At 73.2% G+C, this 23,257-nt stretch carries 21 protein-coding genes; 15 read left to right on the forward strand and 6 right to left on the reverse strand.

All coding sequences use genetic code 11. The annotated features are described in order from the left end of the window. Positions 1–75 precede the first annotated feature (75 nt). The 3 genes from OIE12_RS23895 (at position 76) to OIE12_RS23905 (ending at position 3,228) form a co-directional block, all read left to right on the forward strand. On the forward strand, positions 76–927 hold the full coding sequence (locus tag OIE12_RS23895) for a lysophospholipid acyltransferase family protein (RefSeq protein ID WP_329138571.1): 852 nt from the start codon (positions 76–78) through the stop codon (positions 925–927). Beyond that, a complete protein-coding gene (locus tag OIE12_RS23900; RefSeq protein ID WP_329138573.1) occupies positions 924–1,934 on the forward strand; it encodes an NAD(P)H-dependent glycerol-3-phosphate dehydrogenase in 1,011 nt (336 codons plus the stop codon). The genes OIE12_RS23895 and OIE12_RS23900 overlap by 4 nt, the downstream gene beginning before the upstream one ends. A gap of 136 nt (positions 1,935–2,070) precedes the next feature. Continuing rightward, complete coding sequence (locus tag OIE12_RS23905; protein ID WP_329138575.1) at positions 2,071–3,228, forward strand: D-alanine--D-alanine ligase family protein; 1,158 nt, start codon at positions 2,071–2,073, stop codon at positions 3,226–3,228. 25 nt (positions 3,229–3,253) lie between these two features. Here OIE12_RS23905 and OIE12_RS23910 read toward each other — a convergent pair whose 3' ends face one another. Together OIE12_RS23910 and OIE12_RS23915 are read right to left on the reverse strand one after the other, a co-directional pair. After that, positions 3,254–3,778, reverse strand: coding sequence for a DUF3515 domain-containing protein (locus OIE12_RS23910; protein WP_329138576.1), 525 nt, complete (start codon positions 3,776–3,778; stop codon positions 3,254–3,256). Positions 3,779–3,798: 20 nt separating this feature from the next. Next, complete coding sequence (locus OIE12_RS23915) at positions 3,799–4,032, reverse strand: Lrp/AsnC family transcriptional regulator (protein ID WP_030382544.1); 234 nt, start codon at positions 4,030–4,032, stop codon at positions 3,799–3,801. Positions 4,033–4,241: 209 nt separating this feature from the next. On the opposite strand from OIE12_RS23915, the gene OIE12_RS23920 reads away from it, so the two are divergent. Both OIE12_RS23920 and thiD read left to right on the forward strand, forming a co-directional pair. Then, complete coding sequence (locus OIE12_RS23920; RefSeq protein WP_329138579.1) at positions 4,242–5,207, forward strand: thiamine-phosphate kinase; 966 nt, start codon at positions 4,242–4,244, stop codon at positions 5,205–5,207. Then, on the forward strand, positions 5,204–6,007 hold the full coding sequence (thiD, locus tag OIE12_RS23925) for a bifunctional hydroxymethylpyrimidine kinase/phosphomethylpyrimidine kinase (protein WP_329138581.1): 804 nt from the start codon (positions 5,204–5,206) through the stop codon (positions 6,005–6,007). Before OIE12_RS23920 ends, thiD begins: the two co-directional genes overlap by 4 nt. A gap of 307 nt (positions 6,008–6,314) precedes the next feature. On the opposite strand, the gene rpmB is transcribed toward thiD, so the two are convergent. Then, a complete protein-coding gene (gene rpmB / locus OIE12_RS23930; RefSeq protein WP_004924906.1) occupies positions 6,315–6,500 on the reverse strand; it encodes a 50S ribosomal protein L28 in 186 nt (61 codons plus the stop codon). Between the two features lie 239 nt (positions 6,501–6,739). Between rpmB and OIE12_RS23935 the strand changes: the two genes are divergently transcribed. Then, entirely contained in the window at positions 6,740–8,335 is a 1,596-nt protein-coding gene (locus OIE12_RS23935) for a DAK2 domain-containing protein (RefSeq protein WP_329138584.1), read from the forward strand. A gap of 12 nt (positions 8,336–8,347) precedes the next feature. Here OIE12_RS23935 and OIE12_RS23940 read toward each other — a convergent pair whose 3' ends face one another. After that, positions 8,348–11,269: a helicase-related protein gene (locus OIE12_RS23940; protein ID WP_329138586.1), complete on the reverse strand. Its 2,922-nt coding sequence runs from the start codon at positions 11,267–11,269 to the stop codon at positions 8,348–8,350. A gap of 205 nt (positions 11,270–11,474) precedes the next feature. Here OIE12_RS23940 and OIE12_RS23945 point away from each other — a divergent pair, with 205 nt between their 5' ends. The 9 genes from OIE12_RS23945 to mutM all read left to right on the forward strand — a co-directional run bounded on the left by OIE12_RS23945 (position 11,475) and on the right by mutM (position 21,630). Then, positions 11,475–13,337: an HSP90 family protein gene (locus OIE12_RS23945; RefSeq protein WP_329138588.1), complete on the forward strand. Its 1,863-nt coding sequence runs from the start codon at positions 11,475–11,477 to the stop codon at positions 13,335–13,337. An 8-nt stretch (positions 13,338–13,345) separates the two neighbouring features. Beyond that, positions 13,346–16,315 carry a tetratricopeptide repeat protein gene (locus OIE12_RS23950; RefSeq protein ID WP_329138590.1) on the forward strand — a complete coding sequence of 990 codons (2,970 nt, stop codon included), beginning with the start codon at positions 13,346–13,348 and terminating at the stop codon, positions 16,313–16,315. 149 nt (positions 16,316–16,464) lie between these two features. Beyond that, positions 16,465–17,052, forward strand: coding sequence for a 16S rRNA (guanine(966)-N(2))-methyltransferase RsmD (gene rsmD, locus OIE12_RS23955; protein ID WP_329138592.1), 588 nt, complete (start codon positions 16,465–16,467; stop codon positions 17,050–17,052). Between the two features lie 26 nt (positions 17,053–17,078). Beyond that, entirely contained in the window at positions 17,079–17,558 is a 480-nt protein-coding gene (coaD, locus tag OIE12_RS23960) for a pantetheine-phosphate adenylyltransferase (protein ID WP_329142164.1), read from the forward strand. A gap of 157 nt (positions 17,559–17,715) precedes the next feature. Continuing rightward, a complete protein-coding gene (locus OIE12_RS23965) occupies positions 17,716–18,861 on the forward strand; it encodes an ATP synthase F0 subunit B (protein ID WP_329142165.1) in 1,146 nt (381 codons plus the stop codon). Between the two features lie 166 nt (positions 18,862–19,027). Further along, positions 19,028–19,672 carry a YceD family protein gene (locus tag OIE12_RS23970; RefSeq protein WP_329138593.1) on the forward strand — a complete coding sequence of 215 codons (645 nt, stop codon included), beginning with the start codon at positions 19,028–19,030 and terminating at the stop codon, positions 19,670–19,672. A 2-nt stretch (positions 19,673–19,674) separates the two neighbouring features. Beyond that, complete coding sequence (gene rpmF, locus OIE12_RS23975; RefSeq protein ID WP_007493396.1) at positions 19,675–19,848, forward strand: 50S ribosomal protein L32; 174 nt, start codon at positions 19,675–19,677, stop codon at positions 19,846–19,848. A 19-nt stretch (positions 19,849–19,867) separates the two neighbouring features. Continuing rightward, the gene (gene rnc / locus OIE12_RS23980) at positions 19,868–20,668 is read left to right on the forward strand and encodes a ribonuclease III (RefSeq protein WP_329138595.1); all 801 of its coding nucleotides are present in this window, start codon (positions 19,868–19,870) and stop codon (positions 20,666–20,668) included. 101 nt (positions 20,669–20,769) lie between these two features. Continuing rightward, positions 20,770–21,630, forward strand: coding sequence for a bifunctional DNA-formamidopyrimidine glycosylase/DNA-(apurinic or apyrimidinic site) lyase (gene mutM / locus OIE12_RS23985; RefSeq protein ID WP_329138598.1), 861 nt, complete (start codon positions 20,770–20,772; stop codon positions 21,628–21,630). Here the strand turns inward: mutM and OIE12_RS23990 are convergent. Continuing rightward, a complete protein-coding gene (locus OIE12_RS23990) occupies positions 21,627–22,040 on the reverse strand; it encodes a winged helix-turn-helix transcriptional regulator (protein WP_329138600.1) in 414 nt (137 codons plus the stop codon). The two genes, mutM and OIE12_RS23990, sit on opposite strands and share 4 nt — an antisense overlap. A gap of 81 nt (positions 22,041–22,121) precedes the next feature. Next, positions 22,122–23,123, reverse strand: a complete 1,002-nt coding sequence (locus OIE12_RS23995) for a CAP domain-containing protein (protein WP_329138603.1) — start codon at positions 23,121–23,123, stop codon at positions 22,122–22,124. Between the last annotated feature and the right edge of the window lie 134 nt (positions 23,124–23,257).

The raw sequence follows: 23,257 nt of genomic DNA on the forward strand, positions 1-23,257 counted from the left end.
CACACTTGTGCGGCTCCCCCCGGGCCCGGGTTCCAGACCCGTAAGGCCCGAAAGCCCCTAGAGGAAGGTGTCCGTGTGCCCCGCCGGAGAATCGGCTTCTGGTACCGCTTCGCCGCGGTGATCTGCAAACCGCCGCTGGTGGTTCTGCTGAAGCGGGATTGGCGCGGAATGGAGAACATGCCGGCCGACGGCGGATTCATCACCGCGGTGAACCACAATTCGCATGTGGACCCCTTCGCGTACGCGCACTACCAGTACAACACCGGGCGTGTGCCGCGCTTTCTCGCGAAGAGCGGGCTTTTCCGCAAGGGATTCGTCGGCGCCGCCATGCGCGGCACCGGGCAGATCCCCGTCTACCGCGAGACCACGGACGCGCTCAGCGCCTTCCGGGCCGCGATCGACGCCGTCGAGAGCGGCGAGTGCGTCGCCTTCTACCCCGAGGGCACCCTCACCCGCGACCCGGACCTGTGGCCCATGACCGGCAAGACCGGCGCCGCCCGTGTCGCCCTGCAGACCCGGTGCCCCGTGATTCCCGTCGCCCAGTGGGGCGCCAACGAACTGCTGCCGCCGTACGCCAAGAAGCCGGCCCTCTTCCCGCGCAAGACGCACCGCGTCGTCGCGGGCCCTCCGGTGGACCTCAGCTCCTTCTACGGCCGCGAGATGACGCCCGAGCTGCTGAAGGAGGCGACGGAGGTCATCATGGCCGCCATCACCCGCCAGCTCGAGGAGATCCGCGGCGAGAAGGCGCCCGACAAGCGCTACGACCCGCGCGAGGTCCGTATCGCGCAGCGCAGACGCACCGCCGCGGCGGCCGCCGCCAAGCAGAAGGCCGGCCGGGACGACGAGCGCCAGGACGACGAGCAGCAGGACCGCGCACCGCGGGACGTGCGCGAACAGCACGCACAGCAAGAGGGGCAGGGCACGTGAGCGAGCCGGTCAGGGCCGCCGTCTTCGGTACGGGATCGTGGGGCACGGCCTTCGGCATGGTGCTCGCCGACGCCGGGTGCGAGGTCACCCTGTGGGCGCGGCGCCCGGAGGTGGCCGAGGCGGTCAACTCCACCCGGACCAACCCCGACTATCTGCCGGGCGTCGAACTCCCCGAGAACCTGCGGGCCACCGCCGACGCCGCCGAGGCCGCCCGCGGCGCCGACTTCACCGTGCTCGCCGTGCCGTCCCAGACACTGCGCGCCAACCTCGCCGAGTGGGGGCCGCTGCTCGCCCCGGGCACCGTCCTGGTCTCGCTGATGAAGGGCGTCGAACTCGGCTCCGCGATGCGGATGAGCGAGGTGATCGAGGACGTCGTCAAGGCCGGCCCCGAGCGCGTCGCCGTGGTCACCGGGCCCAACCTCGCCCGGGAGATCGCCACGCGGATGCCGGCCGCCGCCGTGGTCGCCTGCACCGACGAGGACGTCGCCCGCAGGCTCCAGACCGCCTGCCACACGCGGTACTTCCGCCCGTACACCAACACCGACGTGGTCGGCTGCGAACTGGGCGGCGCGGTCAAGAACGTCATCGGGCTCGCGGTCGGCATCGCCGACGGCATGGGGCTCGGCGACAACGCCAAGGGCTCGCTCATCACCCGCGGCCTCGCCGAGACCACCCGGCTCGGGCTCGCCATGGGCGCCGATCCGCTGACGTTCTCGGGCCTCGCGGGCCTCGGCGACCTGGTCGCCACCTGCTCCTCGCCGCTGTCGCGCAACCACACCTTCGGCACCAACCTCGGCAAGGGCATGACGGTCCAGGAGACCATCGCGGTCACCCGGCAGACCGCCGAGGGCGTCAAGTCCTGCGAGTCCGTACGGGACCTGGGGCGCCGGCACGGCGTCGACATGCCGCTCACCGAGACCGTCTTCGGCATCGTCCACGAGGGCAAGTCCCCGGTGGCCGCCGTCCAGGAGCTGATGGGCCGCAGCGCCAAGGCCGAACGCCGCTGACACCGGCAGGCGGAGACTGCCACGGCCCCTTGCGTGGGCCGTCCGTGCCACGCTGAGCGACCGTCCGTGCGACGCTCAGCGACGGCCGGTGGCGGGCGCTGACGCCGGGCACACGGACGGGTACTCTCATCGCGATATGAGCACCGAGAACCTCCCCCAGAGTCCCGGGCAGCCGTCCCGCAAGCCGCGCGTGGCCGTCGTGTTCGGCGGCCGCAGCTCCGAACACGGGATCTCCGTGGTCACCGCCGGCGCCGTGCTGAACGCCATCGACCGGACCAAGTACGACGTCCTGCCGATCGGCATCACACGGGAAGGCCGCTGGGCGCTCACGGCCGACGAACCGGCCCGCATGGCCATCGTCGACCGGCGGCCCCCGGACGTCGACGAACTCGCCGACGCGGCCGAGGGCGGCGTGCTGCTCCCCGTCGATCCCGCCAACCGCGAGGTCGTCTACAGCGAGCCCGGTTCGGTGCCCAAGGCGCTCGGCGAGGTCGACGTCGTCTTCCCCGTGCTGCACGGCCCCTACGGCGAGGACGGCACCCTCCAGGGGCTGCTGGAGCTCTCCGGTGTGCCGTACGTGGGTTCGGGCGTGCTCGCCTCGGCCGTCGGCCAGGACAAGGACTACATGAAGCGGGTGTTCGCCTCGTTCGGGCTGAAGGTCGGCCCCTACGTGGTGATCCGGCCGCGCGAGTGGGCGAACGACCGGGCGGCCGCCCGCAAGAAGATCGTCGACTTCGCGGGGGAGCACGGCTGGCCGCTGTTCGTGAAGCCCGCGCGCGCGGGCTCGTCCATCGGCATCACCAAGGTGGACGGCCTCGCCGGCCTCGACGAGGCGATCGCCGAGGCGCAGCGGCACGACCCGAAGATCATCGTCGAGGCGTTGCTGCGGGGCCGCGAGATCGAGTGCGGGGTGCTGGAGTTCGAGGACGGGCCCCGGGCCTCGGTGCCCGCCGAGATCCCGCCGCCGGACGCCCACGCGTACTACGACTTCGAGGCCAAGTACCTCGACTCCACGCCCGGTCTGGTCCCGGCCCCGCTGACGCCGGAGGAGACCGACGAGGTGCGGCGGCTGGCCGTCGAGGCGTTCGAGGCCGCCTCCTGCGAGGGGCTGGTGCGGGCGGACTTCTTCCTCACCGAGGACGGGGAGTTCGTCATCAACGAGATCAACACCATGCCGGGCTTCACGCCGATCTCGATGTTCCCGCAGATGTGGCAGGCGACCGGCGTCTCCTACGGGGAGCTGGTGGACCGGCTGATCGGGACGGCGCTCGGGCGGTCCACCGGACTGCGCTGACCGCCGACGGAAGTCGCGAAACGGTTCAGGTCATGGAGGCGGTTCCCTCGGGGACCGCCTTCTTGACGGCGGACGCCAGCCCGGTGAGGACGCCGGCGCCCTCCTCCTGCCCGGACATCCCCTTCGGCAGGCTCACCTGCACATAGGCCACGCGGTTGGCGGTGGTGAACCGCCAGGTGCCGTCGTCCTGCTTCTCCATCAGCCAGTCGACGCCGTTCACGCCGCCGGCCAGGGCGTCCGCATCGCCGCCCTCCGCCACCTTGGGGTCGATCATCTTCGGCGGTCGTACGACACCGCAGCGCAGTATGATCGCTGGGCTTCCCCAGCCCGCCGTGTAGGCGGACCGGGGCCCGGGGTCGTTGCGGCCGCGTCCGTCCAGCTTCCCGGGCAGCACCCGGTGCAGCGCCCGGCACACCTTCGCCGTCTTCGCGTCGGGGGAGGGAACCGCCAGGGCGGCGTCGCCGTCTGCCGAGGAACAGCCCGTCGCCACCAGCAGCGCGGCGACGGGGGCGACGGGCAGGCCGAGGGACCGGTGGCGGAAGAAGTTCACCGGCCAAGGGTAGACGGGGGCTACAGGTGCACCACCGGGCAGGTCAGCGTGCGCGTGATGCCGTCCACTTGCTGGACTCTGGCGACCACCATGCGGCCGAGTTCGTCGACCGTGTCGGCCTGCGCGCGCACGATGACGTCGTAGGGACCCGTCACGTCCTCGGCCTGGATGATCCCAGGGAGCTTGCTGATCGTCTCGGCGACGGTCGACGCCTTGCCGACCTCCGTCTGGATCAGGATGTACGCCTGTACCACGGAACCTCCAGGGCGGCCACGAGGATCATGTGGGGGAAAGGGACGCCACGGTATCGCGTCGCCCCAGGCCGCGGGGAGACCCGCGCACGCCGTGGTGCGGCGGGTGCGGGGGCCGGGGCGGACACAGGATGGGCGGTGACGGTCGTGCGTGCGGGCCGGGCCGGGACCGGGCACGTGGTGCGGACAGGGACAGAAGGGGCGATACGACGATGAAGGGCACCGTGGGCGAGCTGGGGGAGTTCGGGCTCATCAGGGAGCTCACCTCCCGGCTCACCACCACCCCGGCGGTGCGGATCGGCCCCGGCGACGACGCCGCGGTGGTCTCCGCGCCCGACCGCAGAGTGGTGGCGAGCACCGATCTGCTGCTCGAGGGGCGGCACTTCCGCCGCGACTGGTCCACGGCGTACGACGTAGGCCGCAAGGCCGCCGCGCAGAACCTCGCGGACATCGCCGCGATGGGGGCGGTGCCGACCGCGCTGCTGCTCGGCCTCGTCGTCCCGGCGGAGCTGCCGGCCACCTGGCCGACCGAGCTGATGGACGGGCTGCGCGACGAGTGCCAGGTCGCCGGTGCGGCGGTGGTGGGCGGTGACGTGGTGCGGGGCGACACCATCACCGTGGCCATCACGGCGCTGGGGGACCTGCGCAACCACGAGCCGGTGACCCGGGGCGGGGCGCAGCCCGGTGACGTCGTCGCCGTCACCGGCTGGCTGGGGTGGTCCGCGGCCGGGCACGCGGTGCTCTCCCGGGGGTTCCGGTCGCCGCGGGCCTTCGTCGAGGCCCACCGCCGGCCCGAACCGCCGTACCACGCGGGACCGGCCGCGGCCGGGCTCGGCGCCACCGCGATGTGCGACGTCAGCGACGGGCTCATCGCCGACCTGGGGCACATCGCCGAGGCGAGCAAGGTGCGGATCGACGTGCGGTCCGGGGCGCTGGACGTGCCCTCCCAGATGAACGACATCGGGCAGGCGGTGGGCGTCGATCCGCTGCAATGGGTGCTGACGGGCGGCGAGGACCACGCGATCGTCGCGACCTTCCCGCCCGACGTGAAGCTGCCGGCGCGGTGGAAGGTGATCGGCGAGGTGCTGAACCCCTCTGCGCTGCCGCAGGTCACGGTCGACGGGGCGCCGTGGACCAGCAAGGGCGGCTGGGACCACTTCGGGGACATCGAGTCATGAGCGGCGCCGTCGCTCCGCCCCGGGTGCTGACGGTCGCCGGGTCCGACTCCGGCGGGGGTGCCGGGATCCAGGCCGATCTGAAGACGATGCTGGCGCTGGGCGTGCACGGGATGAGCGTGCTCACGGCCGTGACCGCGCAGAACTCCGTGGGCGTGCAGGGGGCGTGGGAGCTTCCGGTGGAGGCGGTGCGGGCGCAGTACCGCAGTGTCGTCGACGACATCGGGGTGCAGGCGGTCAAGACGGGGATGCTGGCGTCGGCGGAGCAGGTGGAGGCGGTGGCGGAGCTGCTGGCGGACGTGGGGGTGCCCGTGGTCGTCGATCCGGTGGGGATTTCCAAGCACGGGGACTCGCTGCTCGCCGAGTCCGCGCTCGACTCCGTGCGGACGCGGCTGCTGCCGGTCGCGACGGTGGCGACGCCGAACCTGGACGAGGTGGCGCAGCTCACGGGGGTGCGGGTGGAGTCGGAGGAGCAGTTGCGGCCGGCGGCTCGGGCGGTGCTGGCGTACGGGCCGCGGTGGGTGCTGGTGAAGGGCGGGCACTTGGCGGGGGCGGCCGATGCGGTGGATCTGCTGACGGACGGGGTGGAGGAGCACTGGCTGCGTGCGCCTCGCTATGACAACCGCCACACCCATGGCACGGGGTGCACGCTGGCGTCCGCGCTGGCGGCGCGGCTGGCGTACGGGGATTCCGTGCCGGAGGCGGCACGGGCGGCGAAGGCGTATGTGACGGGGGCGATCGAGGCGGGGTTCCCGCTGGGGGCGGGCGTGGGCCCGGTACACCACGGGTGGCGCCTGCGGTAGGCCTCCGGCGGTGGGGGGGGGCGACCAGCGCCCTGCTTTTAAGGGGCGCGGGGAACTGCGCGACCAGCCACGACGGACCCGCACCCGCCCACGAACCCCACCCACCCGAGCTCTCCTGCGCCCTTTCCCGCCCACCCTGAACTCCCCACCCACCCCGGGGTCGAAGGGGCGGAGCCCCTGGGGGATGGGAAGGGTAGGGGCGGCGGGGGCGAGGGAACGCCTTGGTGGGGCGGAACGACAAAAGCCGGCCCACCCTGAGGTGGACCGGCATTCGCGGCGGATCCGGCGTGGCCGCGCGCTCGAAACGTCAGCGCGAGACCTTGCCGGCCTTGATGCACGAGGTGCAAGCGTTCACGCGCTTCGGCGTCCCGCCGACCACGGTACGCACACGCTGGATGTTCGGGTTCCAGCGACGGGGCGTACGGCGGTGCGAGTGGGAGATGTTGTTGCCGAAGCCCGGCCCCTTGCCGCAGACGTCGCAGTTGGCAGCCACGGGTCACTCCAAAGACTTCAGATGCACTTACAGTAGGAAATCCCGGGCACGCCGGAAGATCGGTAAGGATCCGGGTGGCTCTGCCAGGGGAAGGCCCGACACGAGGTCGGGCAACCGGAGCAGCATACAACGGCTGCGTCCGTACAACGAAACTACCATGTCCGTCACCGGCCCCCGACCGGCACCTCGTGCGGTCTACGCTGCCTGCCACGGAAGCGACAGGCCCCAGGGAGGCGCAGGTGCCGCAGGTGCCGCAGACGTTCGATGCTCTCGCGGTGCGCACATGGTGCTCTCTCGCGCTCGAGGCGCTCGGGAGGGCGCGCGAGGAGATCGACGCGATCAACGTCTACCCGGTGGCCGACGGCGACACCGGCACCAACCTGTACCTGACCATGGAATCCGCGGCGACGGCCGTCGAGGCGGTGTTCGCCGGATACGACGAGGCCGGCCGGCACCCGGCGCTCGCCGACGCGGCGCGGGCCATGGCGCACGGGGCGCTGCTGGGCGCGCGGGGCAACTCCGGGACGATCCTCGCCCAGCTGCTGCGCGGCATGGCGCAGCGGCTGGACGGCGCCGGGGTGGACGGCCGGGAGCTGCGGCTGGCGCTGCGCCGGGCCGCCGACCTGGCCCGGGAGGCCGTCGCGCACCCGGTGGAGGGCACGGTGCTGTCGGTCGCCTCGGCGGCGGCCGACGCGGCGGAGGCCGTCGAGGGCGACTGCGCGGCCGTCGCGCTGGCGGCGTACGAAGGGGCACGGGTCGCGCTGGCGGCGACGCCGGGACAGCTGGCGGCGCTGCGGCGGGCCGGGGTCGTGGACGCCGGCGGGCGCGGGCTCGTCGCGGTGCTCGGGGCGCTCGCGGAGACGCTGACGGGGCAGGCACCGGTGCGGATCGTGGAGGACGCGCCGGCTGTGTTCGAGGGCGGGTGCGCGGAGCCGGGGCCCGCGTTCGAGGTGATCTATCTGCTGGAGGCCGAGGACGCGGCCGTCGCCCGGCTGCGGGAGCGGCTGGACGGGCTCGGCGACTCGCTGGTCGTGGTCGGCGGGGACGGGCTGTGGAACGTCCACGTGCACGTCGACGACGCCGGCGCCGCCGTCGAGGCCGGGGTCGAGGCCGGGCGGCCGTACCGCATCCGGATCACCCACTTCGGGACCGGCCGGCCGGACCGGGAGCGGGCGCAGCGTGCCGTGGTCGCCGTGGTGCCGGGGGAGGGGCTCGCCGCGCTGTGCGAGGGGGCCGGGGCGACGACGGTGCTGGCGCGGGCCGGGGAGCCGCCCGCCAGCGGGGAGCTCGTGGACGCGGTGCGGCGGGCGCACGCCCGGGAGGTGGTGCTGCTGCCGAACGACCCGGAGCTGCGGCACACCGCCGCCGCGGCGGCGGAGCAGGCGCGCGCGGAGGGCGTACGGGTCGCGCTGATCCCCACGCGGTCCGCGGTGCAGGGCATCGCGGCGCTCGCCGTGCACCAGCCGGAGCGGCGGTTCGACGAGGACGTCGTCGCGATGACCTCGGCGGCCGGCGCCACCCGCTACGCCGAAGTGGCCGTCGCCGAGCGGCAGTCCTGGACGATGGCCGGGATCTGCCAGGCCGGTGACGTGCTCGGGCTCATCGAGGGCGATGTGGCGGTGATCGGCGCGGACGTCGCCGAGACGGCCGAGGGCGTGCTCGCGCGGATGCTGTCGGCGGGCGGCGAGCTGGTCACCCTGGTGGTCGGGGCGGGGGTGCCGGGCGGGCTCGTGGCACGGCTGGAGGCGTATGTGCGCGAGTCGTATCTGGCGGTGGACACCGTCGTGCACGACGGGGGCGCGCAGGGCCCGCTGCTGCTGGTGGGGGTCGAGTAGCCCGGGGTTGTGTCAGCCCTTGTCCAGATAGCGCTCCCTGTCCTCGTCCAGCAGGGCGTCCAGTGCCGTGCGCAGGGCCGGGACGTCCTCCAACGACGGGTCCGCCGCCACCAGTTCCGTCGCCTCCTGCCGTGCCTCGGCGATGATCTCCTCGTCGTCGATGACGGCGAGCACCCGCAGGCTGGAGCGGGCGCCGGACTGTGCCTGGCCCAGGACGTCGCCCTCACGGCGCTGTTCGAGGTCGATGCGGGAGAGTTCGAAGCCGTCCAGGGTGGCGGCGACCGCGTTGAGTCGCTGCCGGGCCGCGCTCGCCTCCGGCATCTCCGTGACCAGCAGGCACAGGCCGGGAGCCGAGCCGCGGCCCACCCGGCCGCGCAGCTGGTGCAGCTGGGAGACGCCGAAGCGGTCCGCGTCCATGATCACCATGGCGGTGGCGTTGGGGACGTTGACGCCGACCTCGATGACCGTCGTGGCCACCAGCACGTCCGTCTCCCCGGCGGCGAAGCGCCGCATGACGGCGTCCTTGTCGTCGGGCTGCATCCTGCCGTGCAGCACCTCGACCCCGAGGCCCTGCAACGGGCCCTTGGCGAGCTGGTCGGCGATGTCCAGGACGGCGAGCGGGGGGCGCTTGTCGGCGTCCGCGGCGGCCGCCTTCTTCGGGTTCTCGACGTCGTCGGCGTCATCGCCGATCCGGGGGCAGACCACGTACGCCTGGTGGCCGTTGCCCACCTCCTCGCGCACCCGTTCCCAGGCGCGGGCCAGGAAGTGCGGTTTGTCGGCGGCGGGGACGACATGGCTGGCGATGGGCGAGCGCCCGGCCGGGAGCTGGTCCAGGACGGACGTCTCCAGGTCGCCGAAGACCGTCATGGCGACCGTGCGCGGGATCGGCGTGGCGGTCATGACCAGCAGATGCGGCGGTTGTTCGCCCTTGCCGCGCAGGGCGTCGCGCTGCTCCACCCCGAACCGGTGCTGTTCGTCGACGACGACCAGACCGAGGTCGTGGAAGCGCACCTTGTCCTCGATCAGGGCGTGGGTGCCGATGACGATGCCGGCCTCTCCCGAGACCAGGTCGAGCAGCGCCTGCCGGCGGGCCGCCGCGCCCATCGAGCCGGTGAGCAGCACCACCTTGGTGGCGTGTTCGGCGCCGCCCAGCATGCCGCCCTGGGCGAGGTCCCCCATCATCTCGGTGACCGACCGGTGGTGCTGCTGGGCCAGTACCTCGGTCGGCGCCAGCATGGCGGCCTGGCCGCCGGAGTCCACGACGGCGAGCATCGCGCGCAGCGCGACCATCGTGTTGTGGGTGACCGTGAAGTGGTCGGTCACATAGGCGTGATCGGGGTGGGCGACGCTGATGCACTGCACGGGCTCGCGGCCCACGTACTCCACGGCCTTGATCGCGCGGTGGAAGGTTGCCGGGTGCGCGTGGGCGTCCGGCAGGGTGACCGACACCCCTTCGGGGAGCACGCGGGCCAGTCCGCCCAGGGAGCGCGCCAGCCAGGCCACGTCCTCCGCGAGCCGGCGGGAGGGCGTGCGCAGTCCGCTGCCGTCACCCGAGTCCAGCAGGCCCTGCAGGAGGGCGAGGCGGCTTTTGACCGTGGTGTTCTTGTACGCGTCCGGGAGGTGCGGTGGTGCCTCCGCGGTGGTCAGGGTGGTGCCCAGGGCGTAGGGGTCCTCGGGAGGCTCCGGGCCCAGGTCGGCCGGGGTCACCGGGGGGATGTGCCACTTGGGGGTGCCGTCCGGGGTGAGGGTGTCCAGGCGGATCTCCCGGGCGGTTCTCACCCTGGCGGGCGCGGAGGGGGCGGTGGTGACGATCCACAGGTGCTCGTCGTCGCATTCGACGGTGGACCCGTCGTCCAGCACCAGCCGCCACACGTCCCGTTCGCCCTGCGGGAAGACGCCGTCGACCGGCGCCACTTCGCCGCTGGGCACCACGACCTCGTCGCCCACGCGCATCTCGCCCATGGGCCGGAAGCCCGTCGGCGTGAGGACGAGTGCGTCCAGCGGCTGTGCCTTGCCCGAGCCGACCTCGCCCTGGAGCAGCCGGTGCATGGGGTGGTCGGTGGCGAGGTCGTCGAAGATCTCCCGGGAGACCGACCGCTGGCCCTCGGTGAGGGTGAACGGCAGGCGGTCGTCGAACGCCGTGAGCAGGCCGTCCGGCTTCGGTGTCCGCGGTGTGGCGCGCAACTGGGCGTCGTCGTACCGGCGGCGGGCCAGGGCGACCTGGAGGACGAAGGCCTCGTCCCACTTCAGCCGGGCGCGGGCGTCCTCGACGTCGGCCCGGGTGCGCGGGCGGTGGATCTTCACCAGGGCCTCGGGCAGGGTGGCCAGACCGCGGCCGGCGCGCAGCGACTCCGGCAGCGGGTCCAGCGCCTCCTGGGCGCGGGGCAGGACCGTCTGGATCGCCTTGGCGAGCTTCCAGGACTCCAGCTTCGCCGTGGCCGGGTAGAGCGGGATGAGCGCGCCCGCCCAGCTGTCGACGGCCTCCTCCGCGCCCTCGCCCCGCAGCAACTCGTACGCGGGATGGGCGAGTTGGAGGCGGCGGTTGAAGACGGAGACCTTGCCGGAGAACATCGCGCGGGTGCCCGGCAGCAGCTCCTTGTGCGGTTTGTGCACGCCGTTGCCGAAGAAGACGAGCGTCAGCCGGCCGCTGCCGTCCGTGATCGTGACCTCCAGGCGCTGCCCCTTGCCGCGCGGCGCCCGGGAGGAGGCGAAGCTGTGCAGCCGGGCGTCGGCGACCTGCGCCACCACCGTGACGTGCTCGTCCATCGGCAGGTCGGCGAGGTGGGTGAGCTGCCCGCGCTCCTCGTATCTGCGCGGGTAGTGGTGCAGGAGGTCGCCGACGGTGTGCAGGCCGAGGTGCTCGGCCATCACCTTCGCGGTGGCGGGGCCGAGCACCTTCTTCAGAGGTTCGTCCAGTGCGGGCACGAGATCCATTCCACACCACGGCACTGACAACGGCGTATCCGGCAACCGGCGCGTTGCTCCGATCATTACCGGAAACCGCTGGTCAGGGGGGTGCTTCCGGGCATAGCATGACGCGCTCCGGCTGCCCGACCCGCGGTCACCGCCTCACCGGGACCGCCCTACCCCGCGCCGTCGCCCGGCCTCCCCACACCTCGGCACACTCGGCGCTGCGACGATGGATTCCGAGATCTCACAGCCCTCCCAGCCCTCCCGGCCCCCGGCACCCCCGGCCGCCGCCGCGCCCCATACGTTCCAGGTCGATCTGCGCGGTCTCGTCGACCTCCTCTCCCACCACCTCTACTCCAGCCCCAAGGTCTATCTGCGCGAACTGCTGCAGAACGCCGTGGACGCGATCACCGCCCGGCGCGCCGAGCAGCCGGACACCCCGGCCACCGTCCGGCTGCACACCGGGGCCGGCGAACTGCGCGTGGTGGACACCGGCATCGGGCTCACCGAACCCGACGTGCACCAGCTGCTCGCCACGATCGGCCGCAGCTCCAAGCGCGACGACGGACTCCAGGCCGCCCGCTCCGACTTCCTCGGCCAGTTCGGCATCGGACTGCTCGCCTGCTTCGTCGTCGCCGAGCGGATCCGCGTGGTCAGCCGCAGCGCCCGTACCCCCGACGCGGCCCCCGTGGAGTGGACGGCCACCGACGACGGCTCCTACACCGTGCGCACGCTCCCGGAGGAGGCGCACCCCGAGCCCGGCACCACCGTGCACCTGGTGGCGCGGGCCGGGGCCGCTGAGTGGCTGAGCGGGGCGCGGGTGCTGTCGCTGGCCCGCGACTTCGGGGCCCTGCTGCCCTACGACGTGCGCGTGGACGGCGAGGCGGTCACCGAACTGCCCGCCCCCTGGGACCGCCCCTACACCTCGCCCGCCGCCCGCCGGGTCGCCCTGGCCCGGCACTGCCACGACCTGTTCGGCTTCACCCCGCTGGACTCCATCGAACTCGACGTGCCGCTGGCCGGCGTACGGGGCGTCGCCTACGTCCTGCCCACCGCCGTCAGTCCCGCCCAGCGCGCGAGCCACCGCGTGCACCTCAAGGGCATGCTCCTCACCGAGCGGGCCGAACAGCTCCTGCCGGACTGGGCGTTCTTCGTGCGCTGCGTCCTCGACACGGACAGCCTGCGCCCCACCGCCTCCCGCGAGTCCCTGTACGAGGACGAGACCCTGGCCGGGGTCCGCGACGCCCTCGGGGAACGCATCCGCTCCTGGCTGACCGGCCTCGCCGCCCAGGACCCCGAACGCCTCACCGCGTTCCTCTCCGTGCACCACCTCGGCGTCAAGTCGCTCGCCAGGCACGACACGGAGATGCTGCGCACGATGCTGCCGTGGCTGCCGTTCGAGACGACCGACGGACGGCTCTCCCTGGAGGAGTTCGCCCAGCGCCACCCGGTCGTGCACTTCACGCGCACGGTCGAGGAGTACCGCCAGGTCGCCCCCATCGCCTCCGCCCAGGGCATCGGCGTCGTCAACGGCGGCTACACCTACGACAGCGATCTCGTGGAGGCGCTGCCCTCGGTGCGGCCCGGCACGACCGTCGCCGAACTCGACTCCGACACCGTCACCGCGCACCTGGACGCCGTCGACCCGGCCGAGGAACTCGCCCTGTCCGGCTTCCTGGCCGCCGCACGCACCGCCCTCGACCCGCTGGGCTGCGACGTCGCCCTGCGCGCCTTCCACCCCCTCTCGGTGCCCGCACTGCACCTCGACGACCGGGCCGCCCGCCACGAACAGGCCCGCGCCGAGGCCGAGGAACAGGCCGACGACCTGTGGGCCGGCATCCTCGGCTCCCTGCGCGGCAGCGCACCCCGCGCCCGCCTGGTCCTCAACCACCTGAACCCGCTGGTCCGCCGCATCGCCGCCCTCGGCACCCCCGAACTCATCGGCACCGCCGTCGAATCCCTGTACGGACAGGCGCTGCTGCGCGCCCAGCGCCCCCTGCGGCCCGCCGACTCCGCCCTGCTCAACCGCGCGTTCCTCGGCCTGCTGGAGTGGGCCACTCACACCGACTCCCCGGAGGGCGGCACCCGATGAACCCGGTCATGGACTTCGACACCCTCCGCCGCGCCATGGCGGACAACTACGAACAGCCCGAGGGTCCCGCCCGCAACGCCCGTGCCGAGGTCCTCCTCGCGGAGGCGGAGAAACTCGGCATCCCCCTCGCCGTCATCGAGGCGCTCGGACACCAGCTGAAGGTCTACAACTACAGCTCCGAGAAGGACAAGATGTTCGTCCCCTTCGCGCGCCTGCTGCGCCTGTGGGACGAACACCCCGAGGACTTCGACGAGTACGAGATCCACACCCTGCACTGGGTGTTCAAGTGGATGACGGCCGGCATGCTCGGCCAGCCGCACATCCCGCTCGCCGCCGTCGAGAAGTGGCTCGGCGAGATGGAACACCGCTACCGGCTCGCCGGACACACCGAACGGGCCGTGCGCAACTGCGAGTTCAGCGTCGCCTCGCACATCGGCGACCTGGCGCGCGCCGACCGCGCCTACACCGCCTGGCTCGCCGCCGACCGCGACTCCATGGCCGACTGCCACGCCTGCGAACTCCACGACCAGGGCTGGTGGCAGGCGCACCAGGGCAACGACGCCGAGGCGCTGGAGCTGTGGGCACCCGTCCTCGACGGCACCCACTCCTGCGCCCACGAACCGCACGCCGTGCTCGCCTCCTCCCTCCTGCCGCTGCTTCGCCTCGGCCGCCCGGACGAGGCCCGCGCGCACCATCTGCGCGGACTGCGCCTGGTGCGCCCCATGGAGAGCATGCGCGGCTCCTACGCCGACCACGTCGAGTTCTGCGCGCTCACCGGCAACGAGGCCCGCGCCCTGGAACTGCTCGCCGAACGCCCGGCGTACTTCACCGACACCGGCGAACCGCGCAGCCACATGGACTTCCTCGCCGTCGTCACCCTGCTGACCGACCGGCTCGTCGCACTCGGCCACGGCGGGCGGACCGTACCGGGACCCGCCGGGCGCGACTGGACGGCCGAAACCCTCGCCCGCCACGCGCGCGCCGAGGCGCTCGCCCTGGCCGACCGCTTCGACGCCCGCAACGGCACTCCGCACATCGGGGAGCACGTCCGCGCGCGCATGAACCGGCAGCCCCTGGTCGACCGGCTGCCGCTCGGCGTGCGCACGCCGAGCCCCGCACACCCGGCACCCCGGCCCGTCGTACCCCGGCCGGTGGACGCACCGGCCGCCGCACCCGGGTTCGAGGATCTGCTCGCCGAGGCGCGCCGGCAGTCCAAGGCCCTGCACCCGCACTCCATACGGGCCTGGGCGGCGGTCGCCGAGGCCGCCGGGGACCGCGCACTGGCCGCCCGCGACCGCGCCGAGATCGCCGACCACGAGGCGATGGGCAGCGGCCCCGAGGGCGCCGCACTGTTCGCACGGGCCGCCGCGCTCTACGAGGAGGCCGGCGACCCCGGCGAGGCCCTGGCCGCACGCGCGCGTGCCGCCTACGTACGCGCGCTCACCGTCGGCGGCGAGGAGCCCCTGGAGAGCGCCGGGGAACTGCGCCGCACGGCCCTCGCGCTGCACGCCGAGGGCGGCACGGGGGTGTCGCAGGCCGCGTCCGTGCTCGTCTGCCGGATGCGGATACTGCTGCACCTCGCGCTCCAGGAGCACGACGACGAGGCCGCCGCGGAGGCAGCTGTACGGGCCGCCGGCGAGGCGGCGGCGGAGCTGCTGGACCTCACCCGCCCGCACACGGACGAGCCGCGGATCGCCTCCCGGGCCGCCGAGGCCCGCGCGACGCTCGGCGAACTCGCCGCGCACACCGGAGACCTCCGGGGCGCGGCCGGACTGCTCACCGCCGCGGCCGGGGAGTACGTGACGGCGGGACTGCCGTGGTTCGCGGCGGACCACGAGGCCCGGCTGGTCGGACTCGCCCGCCGGCTCGACGACACCGCCGGCGCCGAACGGGCCGCGCGCGCCGCCCTGGAGCACGGCGCGGACCACCTGGACCCGCTCGGGCAGGCCCAGTCGCACCTCCGGCTCGCCGAGGTACTGGGCGAGAAGGGGGAGTTCCCCGAGGCCGCCGAGCACGCCCTCCAGGCCGCGCACTGGGCCGACGAGGCGGGCGAGGCCCCGACCCTGGGTGCCTGGGCACGCCATCTGCTCGGTGGGTTCCTGCTCCGCCAGGGGCGGTTCGCCGAGGCCGCCGAGGTGCTGGAGTCGGCGCTGCTCGACCTCGACGCCGGGACGCACGGCGACGGGGCCGTCGTACAGACCCAGTGGTGGCTCGGCGACTGCCACACCGAGCTGGGCGAACACCGGCTGGCCGCCGAGCGCTGGCTCCAGGCGGCCGAGACCGCGCGGCACTGGCCCGAGCAGCGCGACCACGCGATGCTCGCGCATCTGGCCGCCGAGGCGCTGGGGCGGGCCGGGCTGTCCGACGAGGCCGACCGCGCCTACCGGCGGGCGGCGGAACTGTGGCGGGGCCTGGACAACGTCCACGGCCTGGTGCGCTCGCTGCGGGCCCGGGCGTGGCTCGCGGCGGGCGGGGAGACGGCAGACGGGGGGCCCGCGCGGGCGCGGGAACTGATGGGGGAGGCGGTGCGGGTGTGCCGCGACGCGGCGGGGTCCGTGGAAGAAGAGGGGGACGGGGACGGGGCTGCTCGGGAGCGGGTGGTCGCCGAACTGGGCCACACGTTCCGGCAGTTCGGGGACCTGGTGGCGCGGAGCGCCGACGCGGACGAGGACGAGGGCGAGGAGGCGTTTCGTCCCCTGTTCGAGGAGGCGCTCGGACATCTGGACGAGGCCGTCGCCGTGTACGGGTCGCTGGGCGAGGGGGCCGTCGATCTGCGGACGGGGGCCGAGTTGGCGGCGGCGTGGCTGGAGCTCGATCTGGGGGAGCGGGGAGCGGCGGGGATACGGGCGGGGAAGGTGCTGGAGGTGTACGGGGAGGTTGCGCCGGAGGAGGCGCACGGGGTGGAGTCCGATACGGCGGTCAACCGGCGGGCGGAGGCACGGCGCATAGCGGAACTGTCCACGCGGACGGACGGGTAACGCGCCCGACAGGGGCGCGGGGAACTGCGACCGGCCAGGTACGGCCCGCACTCGCCCACGACCCGGTCATGACGTCGCCGCACCCCCGTAGGATCCCGGCTGCGACACTGGGTGTGGACCGTCCACCGCATCGAGGAAGCGCACGAAACATGACCCGCGTTATTGCCGGCCGGGCCGGGGGGCGGCGGTTGGCCGTGCCGCCGGGGAACGGCACCCGGCCCACCTCCGACCGGGCCCGGGAGGGGCTGTTCTCCACCTGGCAGTCCCTCCTCGGCGGACCCCTGGACGGCGAACGCGTCCTCGACCTGTACGCCGGCTCCGGCGCCGTCGGCCTTGAGGCCCTCTCGCGCGGCGCCGGGCACGTCCTGCTCGTCGAGGCCGACGCCCGCGCCGCCCGCACCGTCCGGGAGAACGTCCGCGCCCTCGGGCTGCCAGGCGCCGAGGTCCGGGCCGGCAAGGCCGAGCAGACCGTCCGTACCGCGCCCCCGCCGGACCCGTACGACCTGGTCTTCCTGGACCCGCCGTACGCCGTCGCCGACGACGCTCTCCGGGAGATCCTGCTCACACTCCGTACCGGGGGCTGGCTCGCGCCCGACGCCCTCGTCACCGTGGAGCGCGGCACCAGGGGCGGCGAGTTCCGGTGGCCGGACGGCTTCGACGCACTGCGGTCCCGCCGCTACGGCGAGGGAACGTTTTGGTACGGTCGCGCCGCCTCTACGTGCGAAGACGCACGATGACCGGACCGGAGAGCGAGGGATCACAGTTGCGCCGCGCAGTCTGTCCCGGGTCGTTCGACCCGATCACCAACGGACACCTCGACATCATCGCCCGCGCCTCCAGGCTGTACGACGAGGTCTACGTCGCGGTGATGATCAACAAGTCCAAGAAGGGCCTCTTCGAGGTCGAGGAGCGGATCGAGCTGATCCGCGGGGAGACCGCGGAGTTCGGCAACGTCCGCGTGGAGTCCTTCCACGGCCTCCTCGTCGACTTCTGCAAGCAGCGCGAGATCCCCGCCATCGTCAAGGGGCTGCGTGCCGTCAGCGACTTCGACTACGAACTGCAGATGGCCCAGATGAACAACGGACTCTCGGGCGTGGAGACCCTCTTCGTGCCCACCAACCCCACCTACAGCTTCCTGTCCTCCTCGCTGGTCAAGGAGGTCGCGGCCTGGGGCGGCGACGTCTCCCACCTGGTGCCGCCCGCCGTCCTGGCCGCCCTGGACGGACGCCTGCGCAAGAGCTGACCGTCCGCCCGCCGGGACACCCGCCGCACGCCTGCGGGCCGCGCACGGCTCACCCGCTGTCCGGCGCCCGCTCCGGGGCCGTACAGTCGGACCGTCCGTCTCCAACACCCCTGTAGAGAGTGGCGAGCACACGGTGGACGTGCAGAACGAGCACACGGTGGACGTGCAGAAGAAGCTCGACGAGATCGTCGCCGCGGTCTCCGGCGCCCGGTCGATGCCCATGTCGGCCTCGTGCGTGGTCAACCGCGCCGAACTGCTCTCCCAGCTCGAGGAGGTGCGCGCGGCGCTGCCCGGCTCCCTCGCCCAGGCCGAGGAACTCATCGGCGACCGCGAGCACCTGGTGGAACGGGCCCGCCAGGAGGCCGACCGGATCATCGAGACCGCGCACGCCGAACGCGGCTCCCTGATCTCCGACACCGAGATCGCGCGCCGCTCCCAGGCCGAGGCCGACCGCATCCTGGACGAGGCCCGCCGGGAGGCCGAGGAGATCCGCGCCGAGGCCGACGACTACGTCGACTCCAAGCTCGCCAACTTCGAGGTCGTCCTCACCAAGACCCTCGGCTCCGTCGGCCGCGGCCGCGAGAAGCTGCTCGGCACCGGCCCGGGACTCGACGAGAACGGCTACGAGGACGAGGACGCCCCCGAGCGCAGCCACGACCCCGAGACCCTGCGCCGCGACGCCGACGCCTACGTGGACGTCAAGCTCGGCGCCTTCGAGGCCGTCCTCGCCAAGACCCTGGACGCGGTCGGCCGCGGCCGGCAGAAGCTGCACGGCCGCATCGCCACCGACGAACTCGGCGCCCTCGCCCTGAACGACGACGGCGCCCCCGGCCGGCACACCAGCGACGCCGACTACCTCGCCGACCTCGCCGCCCTCTCCGACACCCCGGCCGCGCCCGCGCAGCAGCGCGGCGCACCGCCCGCCCCCGCCGAGCAGCCCGCCGTCGCCGCCCAGCAGCAGGACCCGTACGGCTACGGCCAGTCCGAGACCTACGGCGACGGACAGGGCGCCGACGCCTACGGGGACGGCGGCCAGGGCACCGACGCCTACGGCTACCCGCAGCAGGCCTACGCCCCGCAGGACCCGTACGGCTACGCGCAGGCCGACCCGTACGCCGCCGCCTACCAGCAGCAGGGCTACGACCCCCAGGCCGCCTACGACCAGCAGGCCCAGGCCCAGGCACAGGTCTACGGCCAGGTGCCGGCCCAGGCCCACACCCTGGACGAGACCAGCCTCTTCGACACCAGCATGATCAGCGCCGAGCAGCTGCGGGCGTACGAGGAGGGGCGCGGCGGCCACTGAGGGCCCCGGCCGCCGGTGGCCGGACGGGACGCGGTTTGGGCCGTCGCGGATGGTCCAGTATCCTGGCCCTTCGGTCGCGCGTGCATCCGCGATCCACGCTGCCCGGAACATCCCCGGCGGCGACCTCCCCCCGGAACTCCCCGGAGTTCGAAGACCGAAAGCAGGAATGGCCCTGAACGCCCGCCTCGACCACCGCAACCCCCTCGTGATCGACACGCACGAGCTGGGGCGGCGTCCTGGTGCGCTGCGGCGGCTGACCCGCACGGTCGACGCCCCCAAGGACTTCGGTGTCCGCGGGGTGATCGGAGTGCCCGAGGGCGCCCCGGTCGTACTCGATCTCCGGATGGAGTCGGTCATGGAGGGCGTGCTCGTCACGGGTACCGCCGGTGCCACGGCCGAGGGGGAGTGCGTAAGGTGTCTGGAGCCGCTCCGGCAGGAGACCGAGGCGGAGTTCCAGGAACTGTTCTCGTACCCTGACGCCGACGACCGGGGCCGCGTGCGCGCGGAACCGGGCGACGACGCCGAGGACGACGAGGACAGGTACTTCGTCGAGGACGATCTGATCGACCTCGAACCCGTGCTGCGCGATGCGGTGGTGCTCGCACTGCCGATGCAGCCGGTGTGCCAGGACGACTGTCCGGGCCTGTGCTCCGAGTGCGGGGTGCGGCTCGCGGACGACCCGGACCACCACCATGACGCCGTCGACATCCGTTGGGCGGCATTGCAGGGAATCGCCGGTTCACTCGAATCCGGCGACAAGGACGACACGAGCGGCACCGATTCGGGCGCCGACGAGAAGCAGGAGAAGTAGCCGTGGCTGTTCCGAAGCGGAAGATGTCGCGCAGCAACACGCGCCACCGCCGGTCGCAGTGGAAGGCTGCGGTCCCCACCCTGGTCGCGTGCGAGCGCTGCCACGAGCCGAAGCTGCAGCACATCGCGTGCCCGTCGTGCGGCACGTACAACAAGCGTCAGGTCCTCGAGGTCTGATCGGCTGGTGACAGGTCTGATGTCTGACGCCACAAGTGGTCCCCGCCGCGGCGGGGCCGGCTCGGCGGACAACGCGGCCTCGTCCCACACGCTTCTGGAAGGGCGGCTCGGCTACAAGCTCGAGACCGCCCTTCTGGTGCGCGCGCTGACCCACCGTTCGTACGCGTACGAGAACGGCGGTCTGCCGACGAACGAGCGTCTGGAGTTCCTCGGGGACTCCGTGCTCGGTCTCGTCGTCACCGACACGCTGTACCGCACCCACCCCGACCTGCCCGAGGGCCAGCTGGCCAAGCTGCGGGCCGCGGTGGTCAACTCGCGTGCGCTGGCGGGGGTCGGCCGTGGGCTCGACCTGGGCTCCTTCATCCGGCTCGGCCGGGGCGAAGAGGGCACGGGCGGCCGGGACAAGGCCTCCATCCTCGCCGACACCCTCGAAGCGGTGATCGGCGCGGTCTACCTCGACCAGGGCCTCGATGCGGCCTCCGAACTGGTGCACCGCCTGTTCGACCCGCTGATCGAGAAGTCCTCGAACCTGGGTGCCGGCCTGGACTGGAAGACCAGCCTCCAGGAACTCACCGCGACCGAAGGGCTCGGCGTCCCCGAGTACCTGGTCACGGAGACGGGCCCGGACCACGAGAAGACCTTCACTGCTGCCGCCCGCGTCGGAGGCGTCTCGTACGGCACCGGCACCGGCCGCAGCAAGAAGGAGGCGGAGCAGCAGGCCGCGGAGTCGGCCTGGCGCTCCATCCGTGCCGCCGCCGACGAGCGTGCCAAGGCGGCCGGAGCCGCCACGGACGCCGACGAGGCGGCCGCCTCCGCCTGACACATCCCGAGCGCCCGCCCCCACCACCGGGGCGGGCGCTCGGACCGTCCCAGCGGGTGCCTGCGGTTCCCGGCGCTCACGAGGAGTAACGGAAGCCCACCATGCCCGAGTTGCCCGAGGTCGAGGTCGTCCGGCGCGGACTGGAGCGGTGGGTCGCCCACCGCACCGTCGCCGACGTCGAGGTGCTGCACCCGCGCGCGGTACGGCGGCACCCGGCCGGCGGCGTGGACTTCGCGCAGCGGCTCAAGGGCCACCGGGTCGGCACCCCGGCCCGCCGCGGCAAGTACCTGTGGCTGCCGCTGGACGACGCCGACGAGGCGGTCCTCGCCCACCTCGGCATGAGCGGCCAGCTCCTGGTCCAGCCGCACGAGGCGCCCGCCGAGAAACACCTGCGCGTCCGCGTCCGCTTCGACGACGCACTCGGCACCGAACTCCGCTTCGTCGACCAGCGCACCTTCGGCGGACTGTCGCTGCACGACACCACCCCCGACGGGCTGCCCGACGTCATCGCGCACATCGCCCGCGACCCGCTGGACCCCCTCTTCGACGACGACGCCTTCCACCTCGCGCTGCGCCGCAAGCGCACCACGATCAAACGGGCCCTGCTCGACCAGTCCCTGATCAGCGGCGTCGGCAACATCTACGCGGACGAGGCGCTGTGGCGCTCCCGCCTGCACTACGAACGCCCCACGGCGACCCTCACCCGCCCCGGCACCGCCGCGCTCCTCGGCCACATCAGGGACGTCATGAACGCGGCCCTCGCGGTGGGCGGCACCAGCTTCGACAGCCTCTACGTCAACGTCAACGGGGAGTCGGGCTACTTCGACCGCTCGCTCGACGCGTACGGCCGCGAGGACCTGCCGTGCCGGCGCTGTGCGACGCCGATGCGGCGGCGCCCGTGGATGAACCGGTCGAGCTACTTCTGCCCGAAGTGCCAGCGGGCGCCGAGGGTGACGCTCTAGCTCCGTCGCGGCAGGCCCTCACGGGCGTCGTAGCGCTCGCGGGCGGCCAGGACCTCGTCCATGCTGCCCTCGAGGCAGGCGATCAGGGCGATCAGCCGCTCGGCCACCTCGCGGCCCAGCGGGGTGAGGGAGTAGTCGACCCGGGGCGGGTTGGTCGGCCGGGCGTCCCGCAGGACCAGTCCGTCCCGTTCCAGCGCGTGCAGGGTCTGCGAGAGCATCTTCTCGCTGACCCCGTCCACCCGCCGCCGCAGCTCGTTGAAGCGGAGCGTGCCGTCGTACAACGCCCCGAGGGTGAGCGCACCCCAGCGTCCGGTCGCGTGCTCGAGGGTGCGCCGGGAGGGGCAGCCGCGGGCGAACACGTCGAACGCGTAACCGCTGGGGGAGTCCGTACCGGCAGGGGAGGTCGCCATGGCGGCACTGTACTGCGCCACAGCGCTCACTCCCAGGCAGCGCTCACCGTAAGAAAGCGCGCACGGCCCGCGCGGAGGTCGTCAGTACCCGAAGTCCTGCGTCCACCAGGGGCCGCCGGAGCCGAAGTGGACGCCCACGCCGAGCGTCTTGAAGTCGCAGTTGAGGATGTTGGCCCGGTGACCGGGGCTGTTCATCCAGGACTCCATGACGGCCTCGGCGGTCGCCTGGCCCATGGCTATGTTCTCGCCGCCGAGACCGGTGATGCCGGCCGCCTTGGCCCGCTCCCAGGGGTCGTTGCCGCTGGGGTCGGTGTGGGAGAAGAAGTTCCGCGCGTCCATGTCCTCGCTGAACGCCGCCGCGAGGCCGCGCAGCGCGCTGTTGGCCGCCACCGGTTGGCAGCCCGCGTTCGCGCGCTCCTCGTTGACGAGCTGGAGCACCCGCGCCTCGGCCGCGGCCTCGGCGGAGGTGGCGACCGGGGCGCTGCTCTCCGGGTCCTTCGTGGCCTCGCGCTGCGGGGGGACCGTCTTGCCGGAAGCGGAGTCCGACGCGGAACCGGACCCGCCCTCGGTCGCCGAGGGCGCGGGCTTCTTCTTCGCCGGCTCCTTGGTCTTCCGCGACGGCTTCTTCGAGGGCTTCGCGCTGCTCTCGGAGGCGGACGGCGAGGCGGAGTCGCTCGTGCCCTGCCCCGGCGTGGCGGACCCGGGGGCGTCCTCGACGGTGCTGCCGGCGCCGCCCTGCTGGGTCTCGAAGCCGGTCGGGGTGCCGCCGGCCCGGACGTCGTCGGAGCTGCCGCCGATCTTGAACTGGCTGCCACCGGGCAGTACCCCGGTGGCGACCGCGGCGGTGCCCAGCGCCACGGCGGCCGAGACGCCGAGCAGCCCGGTGCGCATCGGGGTGGCGGCCTTCTTCCGGCGGTGCGAACGGGTCGCCCGCTGCTCCGCCTCCAGGACGGCGGCGAAGCCGTAGAGGTTCTCCGGGCCGTAGTGCTCCGCGGGCGTCTCCTGCGCCTGGCTCACCCGGCCCGCGTGGCCGGCCGGGCCCGTGGCGGCGCGGCCGGCGTCGGAGCGTCGGTGGCGTCCCATCTTCTGGCCTCTTCCTCAGTGCTTCCTCAGCGCGCGGGCGACTCGTGTGCACTCGGCGCACACCCGCTCAGCCTCTTTACGTGATCGGCACACCATCGGTTCACACGATCGTGTGAGTTTCACATGGGATTCAT

Origin of the sequence: Streptomyces sp. NBC_00670, assembly GCF_036226765.1 — a bacterium.
Lineage (GTDB): Bacteria > Actinomycetota > Actinomycetes > Streptomycetales > Streptomycetaceae > Streptomyces.